This window comes from Nocardia sp. NPDC051981, assembly GCF_040680715.1.
Lineage (GTDB): Bacteria > Actinomycetota > Actinomycetes > Mycobacteriales > Mycobacteriaceae > Nocardia.
The window spans coordinates 72,310-89,367 of sequence record NZ_JBFAXK010000026.1; the positions used below are offsets into that span (position 1 = coordinate 72,310).

19 protein-coding genes are annotated in these 17,058 nt (G+C 69.9%); 10 read left to right on the top strand and 9 right to left on the bottom strand.

Translation table 11 applies throughout. The annotated features are described in order from the left end of the window. Positions 1 to 22: 22 nt before the first annotated feature. Positions 23 to 1,264 carry an extracellular solute-binding protein gene (locus AB0L60_RS33655; protein WP_364622499.1) on the bottom strand — a complete coding sequence of 414 codons (1,242 nt, stop codon included), beginning with the start codon at positions 1,262 to 1,264 and terminating at the stop codon, positions 23 to 25. Between the two features lie 158 nt (positions 1,265 to 1,422). Between AB0L60_RS33655 and AB0L60_RS33660 the strand changes: the two genes are divergently transcribed. From AB0L60_RS33660 to AB0L60_RS33685, 6 genes are all read left to right on the top strand, one after another. After that, positions 1,423 to 2,376 carry a sugar isomerase gene (locus AB0L60_RS33660; RefSeq protein ID WP_364622502.1) on the top strand — a complete coding sequence of 318 codons (954 nt, stop codon included), beginning with the start codon at positions 1,423 to 1,425 and terminating at the stop codon, positions 2,374 to 2,376. Positions 2,377 to 2,389: 13 nt separating this feature from the next. After that, positions 2,390 to 3,328: an ROK family protein gene (locus AB0L60_RS33665; protein ID WP_364622505.1), complete on the top strand. Its 939-nt coding sequence runs from the start codon at positions 2,390 to 2,392 to the stop codon at positions 3,326 to 3,328. Further along, on the top strand, positions 3,325 to 4,482 hold the full coding sequence (locus AB0L60_RS33670; RefSeq protein ID WP_364622508.1) for an N-acetylglucosamine-6-phosphate deacetylase: 1,158 nt from the start codon (positions 3,325 to 3,327) through the stop codon (positions 4,480 to 4,482). The genes AB0L60_RS33665 and AB0L60_RS33670 overlap by 4 nt, the downstream gene beginning before the upstream one ends. Further along, the gene (locus AB0L60_RS33675; protein WP_364622511.1) at positions 4,479 to 5,420 is read left to right on the top strand and encodes a hexose kinase; all 942 of its coding nucleotides are present in this window, start codon (positions 4,479 to 4,481) and stop codon (positions 5,418 to 5,420) included. Before AB0L60_RS33670 ends, AB0L60_RS33675 begins: the two co-directional genes overlap by 4 nt. Then, positions 5,417 to 6,274: a class II fructose-bisphosphate aldolase gene (locus AB0L60_RS33680; RefSeq protein WP_364622514.1), complete on the top strand. Its 858-nt coding sequence runs from the start codon at positions 5,417 to 5,419 to the stop codon at positions 6,272 to 6,274. Before AB0L60_RS33675 ends, AB0L60_RS33680 begins: the two co-directional genes overlap by 4 nt. Positions 6,275 to 6,337: 63 nt before the next feature. Next, positions 6,338 to 7,990, top strand: a complete 1,653-nt coding sequence (locus tag AB0L60_RS33685; protein ID WP_364622517.1) for a sulfatase-like hydrolase/transferase — start codon at positions 6,338 to 6,340, stop codon at positions 7,988 to 7,990. Here AB0L60_RS33685 and AB0L60_RS33690 read toward each other — a convergent pair. From AB0L60_RS33690 to AB0L60_RS33710, 5 genes are all read right to left on the bottom strand, one after another. Next, positions 7,977 to 8,825 (bottom strand): NAD(P)H-binding protein, encoded by an 849-nt coding sequence (locus AB0L60_RS33690; protein WP_364622520.1) that lies wholly within the window; start codon positions 8,823 to 8,825, stop codon positions 7,977 to 7,979. The two genes, AB0L60_RS33685 and AB0L60_RS33690, sit on opposite strands and share 14 nt — an antisense overlap. 11 nt (positions 8,826 to 8,836) lie before the next feature. After that, a complete protein-coding gene (locus AB0L60_RS33695; RefSeq protein ID WP_364622522.1) occupies positions 8,837 to 9,841 on the bottom strand; it encodes a saccharopine dehydrogenase NADP-binding domain-containing protein in 1,005 nt (334 codons plus the stop codon). Positions 9,842 to 9,973: 132 nt separating this feature from the next. Further along, positions 9,974 to 10,102, bottom strand: coding sequence for a hypothetical protein (locus AB0L60_RS33700; RefSeq protein WP_364622525.1), 129 nt, complete (start codon positions 10,100 to 10,102; stop codon positions 9,974 to 9,976). 247 nt (positions 10,103 to 10,349) lie between these two features. Beyond that, complete coding sequence (locus tag AB0L60_RS33705) at positions 10,350 to 11,081, bottom strand: DJ-1/PfpI family protein (protein ID WP_364622528.1); 732 nt, start codon at positions 11,079 to 11,081, stop codon at positions 10,350 to 10,352. Positions 11,082 to 11,096: 15 nt separating this feature from the next. Further along, entirely contained in the window at positions 11,097 to 12,053 is a 957-nt protein-coding gene (locus tag AB0L60_RS33710) for a GlxA family transcriptional regulator (RefSeq protein ID WP_364622531.1), read from the bottom strand. A 181-nt stretch (positions 12,054 to 12,234) separates the two neighbouring features. Between AB0L60_RS33710 and AB0L60_RS33715 the strand changes: the two genes are divergently transcribed. The 3 genes from AB0L60_RS33715 to rplL are packed head-to-tail and all read left to right on the top strand — an operon-like array spanning position 12,235 to position 13,453. Then, positions 12,235 to 12,576, top strand: coding sequence for a thioesterase family protein (locus AB0L60_RS33715; protein ID WP_364622534.1), 342 nt, complete (start codon positions 12,235 to 12,237; stop codon positions 12,574 to 12,576). Further along, a complete protein-coding gene (locus AB0L60_RS33720; RefSeq protein ID WP_364622537.1) occupies positions 12,576 to 13,028 on the top strand; it encodes a thioesterase family protein in 453 nt (150 codons plus the stop codon). The genes AB0L60_RS33715 and AB0L60_RS33720 overlap by 1 nt, the downstream gene beginning before the upstream one ends. A gap of 41 nt (positions 13,029 to 13,069) precedes the next feature. Then, entirely contained in the window at positions 13,070 to 13,453 is a 384-nt protein-coding gene (gene rplL / locus AB0L60_RS33725) for a 50S ribosomal protein L7/L12 (protein WP_357001394.1), read from the top strand. 62 nt (positions 13,454 to 13,515) lie between these two features. Here the strand turns inward: rplL and AB0L60_RS33730 are convergent, their stop codons facing one another. Together AB0L60_RS33730 and AB0L60_RS33735 are read right to left on the bottom strand one after the other, a co-directional pair. Further along, positions 13,516 to 14,124, bottom strand: coding sequence for a MerR family transcriptional regulator (locus tag AB0L60_RS33730; protein ID WP_364622541.1), 609 nt, complete (start codon positions 14,122 to 14,124; stop codon positions 13,516 to 13,518). A gap of 285 nt (positions 14,125 to 14,409) precedes the next feature. Beyond that, positions 14,410 to 14,571, bottom strand: coding sequence for a hypothetical protein (locus tag AB0L60_RS33735; RefSeq protein ID WP_364622543.1), 162 nt, complete (start codon positions 14,569 to 14,571; stop codon positions 14,410 to 14,412). 141 nt (positions 14,572 to 14,712) lie between these two features. Between AB0L60_RS33735 and AB0L60_RS33740 the strand changes: the two genes are divergently transcribed. Further along, positions 14,713 to 16,035: a hypothetical protein gene (locus tag AB0L60_RS33740; RefSeq protein WP_364622546.1), complete on the top strand. Its 1,323-nt coding sequence runs from the start codon at positions 14,713 to 14,715 to the stop codon at positions 16,033 to 16,035. Here the strand turns inward: AB0L60_RS33740 and AB0L60_RS33745 are convergent. After that, positions 16,027 to 17,055 (bottom strand): LLM class flavin-dependent oxidoreductase, encoded by a 1,029-nt coding sequence (locus AB0L60_RS33745; protein ID WP_364622549.1) that lies wholly within the window; start codon positions 17,053 to 17,055, stop codon positions 16,027 to 16,029. The genes AB0L60_RS33740 and AB0L60_RS33745 overlap by 9 nt on opposite strands. Positions 17,056 to 17,058 lie beyond the last annotated feature (3 nt).

Here is a 17,058-nt window from a genome sequence, read left to right on the forward strand (position 1 = left end):
GATCGATGGCAGGCGACGCCCCTCAACTCGCCGCCTGCTGAATCTTCTGCAGCACCGAGGCCGGGTCGCTGCCCTGCGCGATCGTGCCCATCTGCTGCCGGATGGCGCCCTGTGCGGCACCCCATTTCGGGTTGTTGCTCGGGTAGAACTTGGCGACCGGCAGGGTGGCGGCGAACGCCTTGGTGACGGGATCGTCGGTGAGCGCCGCCGCACCGCTGGTGGTGATGGGGATGAAGTGCTCGCCGCTGACGAACTTGGCGTAGACGGCCGCGGAGTAGAAGTAGCTGAGGAACTTCTTGATGGCCGCGGCCTTGGTGCCGTCCTTCTTGAAGGCCATCAGGTGGTCGGCCACACCGAGGGTGGACGGGTCGCCGGTCTTGGTCGGCGAGGGCGCGGTGGCGTACTTCAGGCTCGGATTCTTGGCGGCGATCTGACTGATGGTCGGCGGCAGCCCCTCGATCATGCCGATCTTGCCCTGGATGAACGCGTTGATGACGTCGAGCCGATTGGTGGCGCCCGGATTCGGTTCGGTCGCACCGGCGTCCGCGATGGCCTTCATGGCCCGCACACCCTCGAGGTTCTGCGGGGTGTCGACGGTGACCTTGTCGCCGTCGGACCAGGTGCCGCCCGCGCCGAAGGTCCAGATGGAGGTCTCGCCCTGGGCTTCCTCACTGCCCAGCGGCAGCCCGTACCCGGAGACGCCGCCGAGAGCCTGGATCTTCTTGGCGTCGTCGGTGAGCTCCGTCCAGGTCCGGGGCGGTGCGCCGATGCCCGCCTTGGCGAACAGCTCGGTGTTGTAGAACAGCGTGCGGGTGGAGGCGAAAAGCGGTAGAGCCCATTGGTTTCCGTCGATGGACGCGTTCTTCGCGAAGCCGGGCTGGATGTCGGCGATCACCGCCGGGTCGGCGATATCGGTGGCCGGGTACAGCTGGCCGTCGGTGGCGTAGGTCGAATAGGCGTCGATGTTCAGGATGTCGGGTGTGGTGCCCTTGGACTGCAGTTTGGTGCGCACCACGTCATTGATCGAATCCCAGGACTCCATCGAGAGTTTGACCTTGACGTCCGGATTCGCCCGCTGGAAATCCGCGATGATGGCGTCCCACTCGGCCTTGGTCCCGTCGCTGTAGGTCGGCGCGAGGAAAGTGAGGGTATTGGGGTCCGAGTCGTCGGATTTGCTCCCGCCGAAACCGCAGGAGGACACCGTCAGCACCAGGCCGGTCAGCAGCGCCACCGAGGAAAGTGCGCCACGCAGTGGACGTTTCACGACAAGGGCTCCTCAATCTGCACACCCTGCGACGCGAATCGCGGATGATGAATGAAGCGAACGATTCGGTATGTCCGAATCTAACGCGAAATCTGCTCGAATGTGATCGTTTGACCGGGAAAATTGACAGGAACGATCACTGGGTTGATCCTGGGTACGTGCTGCCCGAGGCGAATCGAATCTCCATCCCCGCAAGCCATCTGGCCGCCGGATCCCATCTCGCCCGCGAGGTGGCCACCCAGCCCGACGACTGGGCCCGCGCCGCAGCCACCGCCGCCGCGCACCGCCACCTGCTGCCCGTCTCGGGCGAACGGGTCGCCGTACTCGGCTGCGGCACCTCGCTGTTCATGGCCCGCGCCTTCGCCGCACTGCGCGAATCCGCCGGGCAGGGACTCACCGACGCCTGGCCGGCGGGCGATCCGCGGTTGCGCGATCTCGCGGGGATCGGCCGCGGCTATGACCGCTATCTGGTGATCTGCCGCTCCGGCACCACTACCGAGGTGCTGGACGCCATCTCCGCACTGCCCGAGGAGATTCCGCGCACGGTCATCAGCTCCAGCCCCGCCACGCCGGCGCTGGAGCTGGCCGACCCCATCCTCATCGACGAGGTGGACGAGCGATCGGTGGTCCAAACCCGGTTCGCCACAACGACGCTCGCGCTGCTGCGCTGGCACCTCGGTGAGGATCTGCGCCCGGTGATCGCGCAGGCCAGGGCCGTGCTGGCCGATCACGACCCCGATGCGCTGAACGTTATCCGCCATGCCGAGCAGATCACTTTCGTGGGAATGGATTTCGCCGCCGCGCTCGCCGACGAGGCCGCGCTGAAGCTGCGCGAATCCTGCCGCTCCTGGACCGAGTCCTACCTGTCCACCGAGTACCGGCACGGCCCCATCAGCATCGCCGGACCCGGCCGCGCGGTGTGGGCGCTGGGCCCGCAGCCGCTCGGGCTCACGGACGACATCCGCGCCACCGGAGCGCATGTCGAGCAGCGTGACATCGACCCTATGGCGGAGCTGGTGCGGGTGCACCGGCTGTGCCTGCTGCGGGCCGCCGACCTGGGTTTGGACCCCGATCACCCGCGCAACCTGACGCGATCGGTCATCCTGAGCTGATGGGTGTGCCGTGATGGCTGACGCAGCAACGGATCTGGTGCTCGCCGTGGACGTCGGGGGCGGCACCACCAAGGCCGAGATCACCGATGCGGGCGGCGCCGTCCGATGCGCGGCAACCGTCGGGACACCGCACGGCGAGGCCGCCTTCGACGCCATCGAACGACTCGGCCGTGAGCTGCTGGCGGCCCTGCCGCCGGGCGACCGGCAGCGAGTGGCGCGGGCGGCGGTGGTCCTGCCCGGGCTGGTCGACTCCGACCGCGGCATCGCGGTGTTCAGTAGCAATCTCGGCTGGCGGAATGTGAAGGTGGGCCATCGTTTCGCCGACGGCTGGGGCCTGCCGGTGCTCATCGACCACGACGTGACCGTCGCGGGCTGGGCCGAATGGCGCTTCGGCGCGGGCCGCGGACTCGACGATGTGTGCGTGCTGGTCCTCGGCACCGGCATCAGCGGCACGCTGTCGGTGGGCGGCCACCTGGTACGTGCCCCCGCCGGGCAGCTCGGCCTCGCGCAGGCAGGGGAATACGGCCACATCCCCGTGCGCTACCGCGACGGGCTGCCCTGCCCGTGCGGCAATACCGGCTGCGTCGAGACCGTCGCGTCGGGACCGGCCATCGCCCGCGCCTACGCCGCGCGCACCGGCCGCGAAATCACCGGCGCGGAAACCGTTTTCACCGCCGTCGATACCGATCCGGCGGCCCGGGCGGTCATAGACGACGCCATCGACGCGCTGGCAGCGGGCCTGCTGGGTGTCGTGCACGCGAGCTGCCCCGAGCTGATCGTGCTCGGCGGCGGCCTGGCCCGCGCGGGCGCGGTCCTCACCGACGGCCTGCACGCCCGGCTCACCGCCCTGCTGCGGGTGGCGCCCGTTCCCCGGGTCACACTGGGCGAGTTCGGCATTCGCGCCGGCCTGATCGGCGCGGCCCACCTGGCGCGGACGGGTGAACTGCGATGAGCGGCCGGCGCGGACTCGAATTGCGCGGCCGGGTGGTGACCCGGGCGGGGGTGCTGGAGGACGGTGTCGTCTCGATCCGGGGCGAGCGGGTGGCCACGGTGCGTCCGGCCACCGAATGGGCCACGACCCACCGCGAACTACCGCCCGAATACGCGGGCACGATCGTCCCCGGCCTGGTGGACATCCACACCCACGGCGGTTTCGGCCATCGTTTCGACACCGAGGATCCGGCGGAGGCGCGCGCGGCCGCGGCCTTCCATCACCGGCACGGCTCGACCAGCGTGCTCGCCAGCCTGGTGACCGCGGCGCCCGACACCATGGTGGCCCAGGCCGCCGTGCTGCGTACGCTGGCCGCCGACGGGGCCATCGCCGGTATCCACATCGAGGGCCCGTTCCTGTCCCGGACCCGCTGCGGGGCACACGATCTCGGCTGTCTCATCGATCCCGATCCCGCGCTGATCGACCGTCTGCTGCGGGCCGCCGAGGGCAGCCTGCGGGTGATGACCCTGGCCCCGGAACGTGCCGGATTCGACACCGCCGCCAAACAATTGGCCGACAGCGGCGTGGTGGTCGCCGTCGGCCACAGCGATTCGACCTTCGCCCGCTTCCGGGCGGCGTTGAGCCCGGAGGGGTCCGCCACCCTGGTTACCCATCTCGCCAACGGCATGCCGCCGCTGCATCATCGGGCGGCCGGGCCGGTGGCGGCGGGCCTGGTCGCGGCGGCCCAGCGGCAAGCCTTCGTGGAGGTCATCGGGGACGGGGTGCACGTCGATTCCGGTTTCGGCGCACTGGTTTTCGCTGCCGCCTCCGACCGCGTGGTGCTGGTCACCGACGCCATGCAGGCCGCGGGCATGCCGGACGGACAGTACCGGCTGGGACCGCGGCCCGTCACCGTGACCGACGGTGTGGCCCGGGTGCCGGGCGGCTCGCTGGCGGGCGGCACCGCGACGCTGCTGCACTGCCTGCGCTGGGCGGTGCGCGAGTGCGGCGTCCCGCTGTACGACGCCGTCGCGGCCGTCACCTCCACCCCCGCCGACGCCACCGGGCTGGATCAGGTCGGCGACCTGCGGCCGGGCCTGTACGCCGACGCCGTGGTGCTCGACGACGACCTGAACCTGCGGCGGGTGCTGCGGCGGGGACGGTGGCTGGCGTGATCCTCACCGTCACCATGAATCCCGCCTACGACCTGACCTACCGGCTCGAACGCCTGGAACGCGGGCGCGCCCAGCGGGTGCTGTCGGTCGAGCAGCGCCTGGGCGGCAAGGGCATCAATGTCACCAGGATCCTGTGCCAGCTCGGCGGCTGTGTGCGGGCAACGGGATTCGCCGACCACACCTTCGCCGCGGCGGCCGCCGCGGAATTCCCCGCCGAGTTCGTGCCCGCCCTGCCGTGGGTCCGGCGCACCCTGGTGGTCAGCGAATCCCGCGACGGCACCGCCACCGGCCTGTGGGAGCCGGGCGCGTACGTGCACGAGCCGCATGCCGTGGACCGGCTGCTGGATCGCGTCGCGTTCCTGCTGCCCGAGCTGCGCGGGCTGGTGATCTCCGGATCGCTGCCCGGCGGGGTCGACGACGCGGTGCCCGCCGAGCTGGTGCGCACGGCCGTCGCGGCCGGCGTGCCGGCCGTCTGCGATGTCGACGGTCCGGCCCTGAAGCTCGCGGCCACCGTCCCCGGCGTCGTGCTCACCCCCAATCAGGATGAGCTGGAACGTCTCACCGGCGTGGTCGCCGAGACCCCGCGGGCCGTGGCGGCCGCCGCCGGTCCACTGGTGGCGGCCGGTGTCCGCGCCGTGGTCGCCACCCGCGGCCCGGCCGGCGTGGTCGCGGTGACGGCGTCCGGGGCCTGGTCCGCGACGCTGCCGGAACCGTTGGCGGGCAATCCGACCGGCGCGGGCGATGCCGCCGCGGCGGCGGTGATCCGCGCGCTGGCCGCCCCGGGCGAGCCGGATTGGCCCGCCCTGCTGACCGATGCCGTCGCGACCTCCGCGGCGGCCGTGGTGATCCCGGTGGCGGGCGAGATCGACCTGACGCTCCGCGACCGCCTCGCCCCCACCGTCCAGGTCACCGCTCTGATCCCGGAGTCCCACCCGTGACACTGGTCCCGCTCCCCGAGCTGCTCGCGGCCGCCCGTCCCGGCGGGCTGGGCGCGTTCAATGTCATCACCCTGGAGCACGCGCAGGCCATCACCGCCGCGGCCGAGTCCGTGAATCGTCCTGCGGTGCTCCAGATTTCGGAGAACACCGTCCACTACCACCGGGGCCTGAAGCCGCTCGCGCACGCCTGCCTGCACCTGGCCGCCGACAGCGCCGCCGCCCTCGCGGTCCACCTGGACCACGCCACCTCCCGCGAATTGATCACGCAGGCGGTGGAACTCGGCATCACCTCGGTCATGTACGACGGCTCGGCCCTCGACTACTCCGCCAATGTCGAGGCCACCGCGGCCATCACCCGCTGGTGCCACGACCGGGGCGTGCACGTGGAGGCCGAGCTGGGCGCGATCGGTGGCAAGGACGGCGCCCACACCCCCGGCGTGCGCACCGATCCCGACGAGGCCGTCGCCTTCGTCTCGTCGACCGGGGTGGACGCCCTGGCCGTGGCGGTCGGCTCCGCCCACGCCATGCGCACCCGCGATGCCGTGCTGGACACCGAGCTGATCGCCGCCCTGGCCGCGAAACTCCAGGTCCCCCTGGTACTGCACGGATCGTCGGGGGTCTCCGACGCCGACCTGGGCGCGGCCGTCCGGCACGGCATGGCGAAGATCAATATCGCGACCCGCCTGAATATCGCACTGGCCGAATCGGTCCGGTCGACCCTCGCGACACACCCGGACCTCTCCGACCCGCGCCGATATCTGGGCCCCGGCCGGACCGCGATTCAGCACGAGGTCGAGCACTACCTCCGCGTCCTGTCCCCCGGACGGGGGATGGCGGGTCCCGCGCAGGCGTGACGATCGGCTCGCGGAACTGTCCTACGCTGCCCGGGAATCGCCACTTCGGCAGTAGGAGGCCCCTTGTTCGGCAGACGCGGATTCCTGACGGGAGCAGCGGCATCGGTGACGGCGGCGGTGGCCGCCACGGCGACCGGACCGGCACCCCGGGCCCGGGCCGATGTGGACCCGGGCAAACCGAACATCCTCGTCGTCATCGTCGACGAGATGCGCGCACCCGCCTGGTTCCCCGATCAGCAGACCCTGGATCAGCTGCTGCCCAACCTGGCCCGCATCCGGCACGGCAGCGTCTCGTTCGAGCAGCACTACACCGCCGCCAACGACTGCACCGCCTCCCGCGGCGCGCTGGTGACCGGGCTCTACAGCCATCAGACCGGCTGCATGGTGGTCTCGGAATCCACACTCTCCCCGCGCTTCCCGACCTGGGGCTCCATGCTGCGCGAGCACGGCTACGAGACGACCTGGTGGGGCAAGTGGCATCTGGGCCACTACCCGGACCGCACGCCGGGCGCGCTGGACGCCTACGGGTTCGGCGGCGGCACCTACCCGTCGCCGAACGGCGCGCCGGGGCAGGGGTTGCAGGCCGATCCGAAGATCGTCGACGACTTCGTGGACTGGTTCGAGCACGATTCCGGCGGTTCGCCGTGGTGCACCACGGTGTCGCTGGTGAATCCGCACGACATCCAGTACTGGCCGCGCTGGACCCGCCGGGACCAGGCCAACCTCGACCTGCCGCGCTGGATGGACCAGCTGCCCGGGAATTTCGAATCGCTGGAACAGCTTTCGGCCAAGCCGCGACTGCAGATGGCACTGGTGCAGGCGTCGGTGGTGGCGTTCGGGCTCGCGCCCTACGGCACGCCCGAGGCCACCCAGGCCTGGATCGATATGCGCAACCTGTACCTATGGCTGCAGCAGCAGGTCGACGGGCAGATCGGCCGCGTACTCGACACGCTGTACTCGCGCCCGGACGTCGCCGCCAACACGGTCATCGTGTTCACCTCCGACCACGGCGATTACGCCGGATCGCACGGGTTGCACGGCAAGGGCGGTGGCGCCTACGACGAGGCGATCCGGGTGCCGCTGTACGTGCACGACCCGCGCGGATACCTCAGCCCCACCGATTCCACCAGCGCCCGCATGCAACTCACCTCCAGCGTGGACCTCGCGCCCCTGTTGCTGACCATCGCCACCGGCGGCGCGGACTGGCGGGCCGTGGACCGCTACGAGCATCTGCGCGGCCGCCTGGACCTGGCTGCCCTGTGCCGCAATGCCTCCGCTGCCGGACGCCCGTGGATCGCGCACACCACCGACGAGTCCACCATCGAGGAGGCGGCGATCCTGTTCGACCACAACGCACCCGGCCACGTGGCCATGGTGCGCACGGCCGACGCCAAGTTCGCCTCCTACTCGAAGTGGCTGGACGGCCGCATCCAGATCGACGCGTCGGCCGAGCAGGAGTTCGAGCTCTACGACTACTCCACCGAGAACGGCCACCTGGAGCTCGACAATCAGGCGGCGAGCGGAAATCCACTGCGGGACACCATGGCACAGCTGCTGGCGCAGGCCATCGACACCGAGATCCAGCAGCCGCTGCCCGGGTACCTGAAGGACGCCCAGGAGCAGGGCATCGACGACTACGTGCAGTCCAACCGCAGCATCGCCGCGCGCGCCGAGCGCCTGGGCAACTTCCTGGAGGACTTCCTCACGCCGAAGTGACGAACTCGCGCAGGGTGATCGGCGGGTGGCCGGTGAACCGCTCGATGGATTCGGTCACGCGGAAGAGTTCGTGACCGGATCCGATGGCGGCGAACATGGTCCACAGGTGGGTCAGGTGCTCGACGGCCACCGCGTCGCGGTAGACGGTCATGGCCCACGCCGACCACTCCGCCGGATCGACGTTCCGGTAGGGGACGCCGAACAACTCGGCGGCCTCGCCGACGGTCATGATCTCGCCCGCCAGCCACAGCACCGGATCCACCGGGCCCTCGGTACGCAGCACGCCCGCCCCGACCCCCGCCACATCCGCGCCCGCGATGAGCGGCAGCACGGTGTCCGGCGAGCCGAGCGGCAGCGCCAACTCGCCGCGGTCGCCGATGGCCACCCGCAGGTTCTCGTAGAACACCGCCGCGCGCAGGTGCACCGCGCCGATGCCGGCGGTGTCGAGCACCTGTTCGGCCACCCAGTGCCGCCGCATGTGCGGGGTGCCCGCCTGCGGATCGGAGCCGAGCTGTGACGTCGCGACCACGCGCTGCAGCCCGGCCTGACGGCCGACGGCCGCGAGAACCGCGGTGGCGTCGATCATTCCGGCGGTCACCGGATAGGTGAAATAGGCCCGGCGCACACCCTGCAGAGCGGGTGTCACGGCGGTGATCTCGCGCAGATCGCCGACGACGACCTCCGCGCCGAGATCCTTCAGCTCGGCCGCACGGCCGTCATCGCTGTGCACGAAAGCACGCACCGGCATGCCCGCGCGCATCAGGGTTTCGGCAACCAGTCTCCCGGTGCCGCCCTGGCTTCCGCCGGCCGCGCCGGTGACGAGAATCGGTTCCATTGCTCTGCTCCTCACGCCGTCGCCGGCAACCGCAGTTCGAAGGCCCCGCGCGCGGCGAGGCCGGTCAGGAAGTCCACGGCGTCGAAAGCCTCACCGGGACTGGCGACTCCGCTCTTGACGCCACCGTCGGTGAGCCGCACCGCGGCTTCCACCGAAGCCAGCGCTGCCGCCGACCACAGGTCCCGGCCCGTCAGCGTCCCGGCCACGGATCCGCCGGGCGCGAGAACCTGTGCGGCGATCATGAATTCGCTCGCCGCGCGGGCGGCCGCGTCCACCTGCTCACTGGCGAAGGCCTGCTCCTCCTCGAAGGTGCGCGAGGTCAGCTGCGCCTCCACCGCTCTGGTGCGGGTGTGCCGGGGCACCGTGACCGCTTCCGGAAACGGCACCGGCGCGATCATGGGCCGCGGCCCGACCGGCGGCGGGAACGCGAAGATCGCCTGTCGCGGTTCCACGAATCCGTACCGCTGTTCGCCGTCCTCGTAGCCGATGCGATCGGTGTCGGCGAACAGCAGCCGCGCGGTCTCCACCGCGCCGTGGGTCATCATCCAGTTGGTGACGTTGTAGGCCACCGTGATCCGGTCGATGTCGGGGATCCCGTGCGCGACCGCACCGGCCAGCAGATCACCTAGTCCCCCATAGAAACTCACGCTCGGCAGCATGGTGATCCCGGCGCGCTGCGCGGGTTCGGTGAAGCTGTCGAAGAGCCGCTTGACGTGGTGCACCTCCACCGCGTGATCGACATAGTGGCAACCGCCCTCGACGGCGGCGGTGGCGACCGGCAGTCCGGTGGTGGCGAAGGGCCCCGCGCAGTGGATGATCACGTCGGCGGCCTCCGCCAGCGCCCGCAATGCTCCCGGATCATCCAGCGCCGCGGGCATCACCCGCGAATAACCCAGAGCAGCCAAAGCATCCGGATCCCGCCCGGACACCACCACCTCCTTTCCTCGTGCGGTGAGATCGGCGGCGACCAGGCGACCGGTGTGACCAGTGGCCCCATAGATGGCGAATACGGTCATGAAAGATCAACTCTTCTGACTCGACGGATAATTCGAACGTCAGTTCACGTATATAGACCGCCGCGCCGACGAAAAGTCATCGCTCGTCGCCGGGGAATTTCGATTCCCGGATCTCCGCACCCCGGAGCCAGGTCAGGAACGCAGTCGCACGGGCAATCGCTTCAAGCCGTGGATCATGGCATTCGGATACCACCGCAGCTCGGAGTCGTCGACGGCCAGCGTGATGTCCGGAAAGCGTTGCAGCAGTGCGGTGAAGGCCACCCGGCCCTCGAGGCGGGCCAGGGGCGCGCCGACGCAGTAGTGGATGCCGTAGCCCGAAGCCCAGGTGGGCAGTACGGTCGGCCGTGGGTCGACGCGGTGTCGCGCAGCCGTTCCAGCCAGGGACGGTCGCGCAGCAGGGCGAGCATGCCATTGCCGACCAGGTTCACCGTGGTCTCGTGCCCGGCCATGGCGTCGAGCAGATCGTTCGCCGAGAGCAGCCCGGTCACCCTTCCGACGGTACGGGAGGTCAGCGCTTGGCGGCGGCGCGTTCTCGCATGCGGTTGAGGGTCAGCCGCCAGAAGGTGGTGGCCAGGTCGACCGGAAGGCGGGGTGTGGCGGCGCGTTTGGTCATCTCCAGTCGGGCCTTGCGCATGATCTCGGCGGGCGCCTTGTCCGGGTGGCCGGTGTCGAACGGCGGGTGCGGGTCGTATTCGATGTAGAGCTGGGTCATCTGCGCGACCTGCTCCCCCGCGATCCGGCCGACCAGCCACAGCCCGAGGTCGATTCCGGCGGAAACCCCGGCGGCGGTGACGATCTTGCCGCTGTGCACGATCCGGTCGTGCGGACGCGATTCGGCCCCGAACGCGGCCAGGGCGGACTGGGCGGCCCAGTGCGTGGTGGCGGGATGGCCGCGCAGGATGTCGGCGGCGGCCAGGATCAGCGCACCGGAACAGACCGAGGTGGTCCACTGCGTGCTCGGGTGCACGGCCCGCAGCCAGTCGATGAGCTCGCGGTTGGCCATGGCCTCGGTGGTCGCGGCCTCGGATCCGCCGACCAGCACCAGATCCGGTGCGGGCGTCTCGGCGAAGGTGTGGGTCGCGCCCAGCGCCAGCACTCCGCTGTCGGAGACGATCGGGCCGACCTCATTGGAGACGAACCGCAATTCGCTGTCCGGAATCATCCGCAGCACCTCGTACGGCCCGATCGCGTCCAGCACGGTCATGCCCGGGTAGAGCACGATGGCGATCTGGAATGTCATGGGACACTCTCCCTTTCAGAATGTGGTGAACCGGGCGCGGTACTCGCCCGGCGGTATGCCCAGCTGACGGTGGAAGATTCGGTACAGGGTCTCGGGGCTCCCGAGCCCGACGGCGGCGGCGATCCGGTCCATGGGCTGGTCGGTGGTCTCCAGCAGGCGCCGGGCCGCGGCCACGCGGACCTGCTCGACATAGCGGGCAGGGGTGGTCCCGGTCTCGCCCGCGAAGACTCGGGAGAAATGCCGGATGCTCATGCCGACCTGCCCGGCCAGCGCGGGCAGTGAGAGATCCGCCTCCGGATTCTCCTCCATCCAGACCTGCAGCGCCCGCAGCGAATTCCGCTTGGGCGGGTTGGCCGCGAGCGGCGCGCTGAACTGGCTCTGCCCGCCCGGCCGATGCAGATACACCACCATCCAGCGCGCCACCTCGCGCGCCAGGTCCGGGCCGTGGTCGGCGGCCACGATGGCCAGCGCCAGGTCGATGCCCGCGGTCACCCCGGCCGAGGTCCACATCGGCCCGTCGCGCACGTAGATGCGGTCGGGTTCGGTGGTGATGGCCGGGAACTGCTCGGCCAGCAGCTCGCCGCCCGCCCAGTGCGTGGTGGCGCGGCGGCCGTCCAGCAGTCCGGCCCGGGCCAGCAGGAAGGTGCCCGAGCAGACCGAGCCCACCCGACCTGAGCCGGCGGCCAGCCGCCGGATGCCGGTCACCAACTCGGCGTCCCCGGCCGCGGCCCAAACGGTCAGCCCGCCCACCACGAGCAGTGTGTCCAGCGGTCCGTCCCAGGTGTCGAGCCCGTGCGCCGCGGTCACCTCGATGCCGCACGAGGAACGCACCGGACCGGCCTGTGCGGCGGCCAGTTCGACCCGGTAGCCCGGGGTCGCGCCGAGCGCGGCCGCCCCGGCGAACACGTCGGCGGGCCCGGCGACATCGGTCAGCTGGAACCCGTCGAAGACCACAATCAGCACCACCCGCATGACTTCAGCCTGCGGTCTCCGCCCCAATGGCGTCAATGACACGACTCTGGCAGATTCGGCCATCCGGCACTAGCCCCGGAGGTTGCCGCCCCGAATGGCATGAGCTGAATCACCCCGGCCCGCTTGATATGAATGCGGGGTGGCCCGACACCTTTTCCTCTGCCCCCTTCGGTGGTCCGACATGGACGCCGACGGGCATGTGCACAATGCGGCGCACCTGCGCTACCTGGAGGAATCCCGGATCGACCTGTTCTGGACGCGGGATTTCGGCGGCGCCAATGTGGTCGCGCAGATGGACATCGACTACCTGACGCCGCTGCGCTACCGCCAGGAACCGGTGCGGGTGGAGACCTGGGTGACCAAGATCGGCACCTCGTCGTTCGCGCTGCAGCAGGAGATCCGGGACGAGGACGTGGTGTACTCCACGGCCGTGTGCACCATGGTCGCCTTCGACCCGGCCACCCAGAGGTCGCGCCCACTGCCCGAGGATCAGCGCCACCTGCTGAAGGATCTGGAAGCCTGATGCACACCTACGACATCCAGCTGCGCCGCACCGACATCGACGCGCAGCAGCACCTCAACAATGTGGTGTTCGCCCAGTACCTGGACGAGGCCCGCTCGGATCTGCTGGGCCGCTACGAGTCTCTCGCGGGTAGCCACGAATCTCTTCAGGGTAGCCACGAATCTCTTGCGGATAGACACGAATCCGGCGGCGCCCCGTGGCGGGTGGTGGTCGCGGGCCAGCGCCTGTCCTATCGCATGCCGCTGCTCTTCCGGGCCGCGCCGGTCACCGTGACCTCGGCAGTGGAGCGTATCGGCACCACCTCGTTCACCCTGGCCCATGAGGTCCGCGACGCCGAATACCTGTACCTCTCCGCCACTTCCACGCTGGTCGCCATCGACGACGGCGCGCCACGCCCGCTGACACGCGGGGAACGCGAATATCTGATGACCTTGGCGGCCCCGCACGCTTAGACTTGTTCGTATCGCCTGGTCAGCGTTGCAAGGGGTACATCATGGCCAAGATGACCATTGTCGAGTTGCTCGACGTTTTCAAAGGTATGACGCTGCTGGAGCTTTCGGAGTTCCTGAAGGCGTTCGAGGAAGAGTTCGGTGTCACCGCCGCGCCGCCCGTGGCCGTCCAGGCCGTGGCGGACGCGCCGCCGGCCGAGGCCGCGGACGAGCAGAGCGAATTCGATCTCGTCCTGGAATCCTTCGGGGACAAGAAGATTCAGGTCATCAAGGCCATGCGGGAGATCATTCCCGGCCTCGGCCTCAAGGAGGCCAAGGACCTGGTCGAGGCGGCCCCCAAGGCGGTCCTGGAGAAGGTCGACAAGGATGCCGCCGAGGCGGCCCGGATCAGGCTCGAGGCCGCTGGAGCCCGAGCCGCCCTCCGCTGATCAATGAGGCACAGACACAAGTGTGGCCCGGCGGGACACCGGGGCCACACTCGCCGATGTGACTACCCTTGCGCGCCATCGGGTTCGAAGCCGGGCGGCAGGTAGCGTCGCCGCTCCTCCTGCATGCGCTCGACGTCTTCGGCGCTCAATGCGGCGAAGGCGGCCTCGCGGCGCTGGAACAACTCGGCGCGCTGTTCCTCGGTGAGCTCTCGCATGCGGGCCTCGCGCCGCTGGGCGAGACGGGTGAATTCCTCCAGTGTCATGGGCTGATTCATGGCCACCATCTCCTCGATCAATCGCAGGAACTCCAGTGCCGACGGCTCGGCCATGCGGTCGAGGCCGTCGCGCACACCGAGTAGGCGGGCGCGCAGGCGCAGGGCCTGTGCGATCCGGCGGTCCAGCACCTCGAGCTGCTGGCGGACCAGGTCCCGGGGGTCCTGATCCGGGGCGTCGGCGAGTGCGCCCGCGATCTCCTCGAGCGTGAACCCGAAGTCCCGCAACGCGATCACGCGATGCAGCCGCCGCACGTCCGGCTCGCCGTAGCAGCGATGTCCGCCACCGGTGCGCGAGGACGCCGTCACCAGCCCGAGCCGGTCGTAGTGATGCAGCGTCCGCACGGTCACCCCGGTCTCCCGGGCCAATTCCCCGACCCGCCAGGTCCGCTCACCCATCACGCCTCCCTTTCGGTGTGCTCCACCCACGCTAAAACCTGACGCTACGTCGGTTTCAAGCGTGAGCCCGGTCACAAATTCCCGATCGCGGCCTGATACCTTTCGGCTATGACAGTCGATTGGGTGTCGACAGGTGGCACGCCGAGGAGCGCGCGAACCAAACCACCAGCCTGGTTTCGAACTCCGGCGGTGCCCGCCGGCGGCCGGCCGAATTACGAAAACGCCCGCCGCCCCGAATGATTCGGGACAGCGGGCGTCGGCCCGGCGACTTTGCGCAGCCCGGGCTCAGCGGGTGCTGTGGGCGCCCAGCGCGGCGTTGAAGATCGCGGCGCGGGCGCGCGTGGACCGCAGATTGGCCCGCTCCTGAGCGGTCAGCGCCGAGCGGGAACGCTCTGCGAGGACCGAGAGCACGGTCAGCGGATTGCGAGAGAAGTTGATGAAAGCCATGACAGCCCTCCTTCCGGAGTTGCGCCGGCGTAATACCGATTGCACAAACCTCGCGGGTTGCGAGGCACAGATCGGCAATTATGGCCCACTATCGACCTTTTGGTCAAGTTCTGTTCACCTTCCGTTTACCTTGGGAGAACTATGCCGGATACGAGCTCTGTGGGATTGCCGCCCTTGACTCTTGGGGATGGCGAACGGAACGCGCTGCGCGAACTGGCGCGGTTCCCGCTCCTGGATGCCATCTACGGACGGCGCTCCCGGCGCTTTCCGCTGGGCGGGAGTATCCCGGCGGGCCCGCTGGCGTTCACCAGCAAGCACGCGCCGCGCGCGCTGAGCGAGCTGGAGCGAGCGGTCGTGCTCAATACCGTCGCGGGCTGGACCGGCTGGCATTTCGGGATCAGCCACCATCCCGGATACGCGCCCGCGTGGCCGAACTACAGCGGGTCGGCGACGGGACGAACCTTCGCCTCGGCGGCCGGATTCCACACCAGCGAGTTCTTTTTCACCGACGACTCCGGGATCTATTTCCTGCCGACCCGCGACGCCCCGCCGACGGCGACCTACGCCGAGGGCGAGGGTGCCGCCGAGACCCAGCTGAACGCGCTGCTGGCGCGGGTGATCCGGTTGTCGGACAAGCGCATCCACATTCCGCGCGAGGAGCCGTACCTGGAGGGCCACAACACCTGGATCGCCAATCACCCCGGCTCGCTGCTGGTGATACCGGTCGCGGATGTGGCCCAGCAGCTGCTGGCCAATATCGGGTTCTTCGTCCAGAACGGGTTCGCGCTGTACGACGACATCAACAAGCGGGAGATTCCGGGCATCGAAAAGTACCGGGACCGTTTACGTTTCACCGATCCGATTCCGCTCAGCTTCGTCGAGCAGTACTCGCTGACCGAGGCCACCGCGGAACTCATGGCGGCGGTGGTGAACGGCCATCTGCTGCTCGGTGCGATGGGTCTGGGCGGGTGGGCCTTCGACGGCATCGACCGGCTCACCGTGCTGGGGGCGTCCGGCGATCCGGAGGTCCCGGGCCTGGGGTTCCGCTATGACGCCGATCCGGACTGGCCGTTCCCCAATCCCACCGGGCTGCCCGGGGTGTTCGAGGCGTTCTGCCGTCCACACCACGAGTCCATGGCCGCCGCGGTCGAGGCGCTCGCCGAGCGCAAGTTCGGGCCGGGCGGGCCGTACCACCCCGCGACGCCGGGGCCCTTCGCCGACACCCCGGGCGTCCGCGGCGCCGCCGCGCCGTGGGACCGCCGCTTCCGCGAATTCGTCTCTCTCCAAGCGACTTACATCGACGAGACCTTCGGGAAGTTCCCGGGCACGGTGCCCACGGTCTGGATCATGAACTACCTCCAGGCCCAGCACATCGACCTGGACTTCTACGACACGCTGCTCACCGACACGGCCTACCTGTCCACCCACCGCGAGCATGACGGCGTCTGGCACGGCTCACGCTGAGGCGCGCCGACCTTCCGCATCGGCGCGCAGTCCTACCGCGTCCGCGAGCCGGCGGTGCGACTCCAGGCGGGCGATGCGGTCGTAAGTGCTGGTGTGGACCAGGAATTCGTCGGCCCCGGTGCGGCGCACCAGGCGGTCGAGGTCGGCGAGGACCTCGGATTCGGTGCCGTGGATGTGGCCGCGCAGGGCTTCCTGGAACAGCTCGCGCTCACGATCGGTCATGGGTTCGCGCTCGATGAGCTCGGGCGGGGTCAGGGGCGGGAATTCGCCGCGGGTGCGGGACCAGGCCGCCGACCATGCCTCGGGCAGGAGCAGGCGGTGGGCCTGCTCGGTGGTGTCGGCGATGACGACCGAGCCGGAGAGGACGACATACGGTTCGTCGCCGCCGGGGCCCGGGCGGAAGCCGGTGCGGTACCGCTCGATCGCCTCGACCATGGCATCCGCACCGGACACGGGCGCAATGACCAGGGGCAGGCCGAAGCGCGCGGCACGCGCGGCCCCGGAACCGGTGACGAGCAGGAAGGCGGGCACCCGCAGGCCCTCCGCGGGCCAGGCGTGCACGCCCTGGCGACCGCCCGCGAAATAGGCCAGCAGCTCGGACAATTGGGCGTCGAAGTCCTCGGCGTCGCGCCGATCGTGGCCGAGGGCGCGGCGCACGCCGCCGGTGAAGCCGACCGACCGGCCCAGGCCCATATCGATGCGGCCGGGGTACAGCGATTCCAGGACACCGAACTGTTCGGCGACGATCAGCGGCTGATGATTGGGCAGCATGACGCCGCCGGTGCCGACGCGGATGCGGGAGGTGGCCGCGGCAATGGCGGCGGCCAGGACCGTCGGCGCGGACCCGGCCACGCCGGGCACGCTGTGGTGTTCGGAGACCCAGAAGCGGTGGTAGCCCCACTCCTCGGCGAGCCGGGCGAACTCGACGGTCTCGCGCAGGGCCTCCGGGTGCGGCTGGTCCAGGCGCACCCGGGAGCGGTCCAGGACGGAGAAGCGGATCGCCCGCAGTGCCGCAGTCATGGT

Coding starts and splice junctions, on each gene's coding strand:
- AB0L60_RS33665 (WP_364622505.1), top strand. CDS start 2,390: ATGGCTGACGCAGCAACGGATCTGGTGCTCGCCGTGGACGTCGGGGGC.
- AB0L60_RS33670 (WP_364622508.1), top strand. CDS start 3,325: ATGAGCGGCCGGCGCGGACTCGAATTGCGCGGCCGGGTGGTGACCCGG.
- AB0L60_RS33690 (WP_364622520.1), bottom strand. CDS start 8,825: ATGGAACCGATTCTCGTCACCGGCGCGGCCGGCGGAAGCCAGGGCGGC.
- AB0L60_RS33695 (WP_364622522.1), bottom strand. CDS start 9,841: ATGACCGTATTCGCCATCTATGGGGCCACTGGTCACACCGGTCGCCTG.
- AB0L60_RS33705 (WP_364622528.1), bottom strand. CDS start 11,081: ATGACATTCCAGATCGCCATCGTGCTCTACCCGGGCATGACCGTGCTG.
- AB0L60_RS33710 (WP_364622531.1), bottom strand. CDS start 12,053: ATGCGGGTGGTGCTGATTGTGGTCTTCGACGGGTTCCAGCTGACCGAT.
- AB0L60_RS33715 (WP_364622534.1), top strand. CDS start 12,235: ATGGACGCCGACGGGCATGTGCACAATGCGGCGCACCTGCGCTACCTG.
- AB0L60_RS33720 (WP_364622537.1), top strand. CDS start 12,576: ATGCACACCTACGACATCCAGCTGCGCCGCACCGACATCGACGCGCAG.
- rplL (WP_357001394.1), top strand. CDS start 13,070: ATGGCCAAGATGACCATTGTCGAGTTGCTCGACGTTTTCAAAGGTATG.
- AB0L60_RS33730 (WP_364622541.1), bottom strand. CDS start 14,124: ATGGGTGAGCGGACCTGGCGGGTCGGGGAATTGGCCCGGGAGACCGGG.
- AB0L60_RS33735 (WP_364622543.1), bottom strand. CDS start 14,571: ATGGCTTTCATCAACTTCTCTCGCAATCCGCTGACCGTGCTCTCGGTC.
- AB0L60_RS33740 (WP_364622546.1), top strand. CDS start 14,713: ATGCCGGATACGAGCTCTGTGGGATTGCCGCCCTTGACTCTTGGGGAT.
- AB0L60_RS33745 (WP_364622549.1), bottom strand. CDS start 17,055: ATGACTGCGGCACTGCGGGCGATCCGCTTCTCCGTCCTGGACCGCTCC.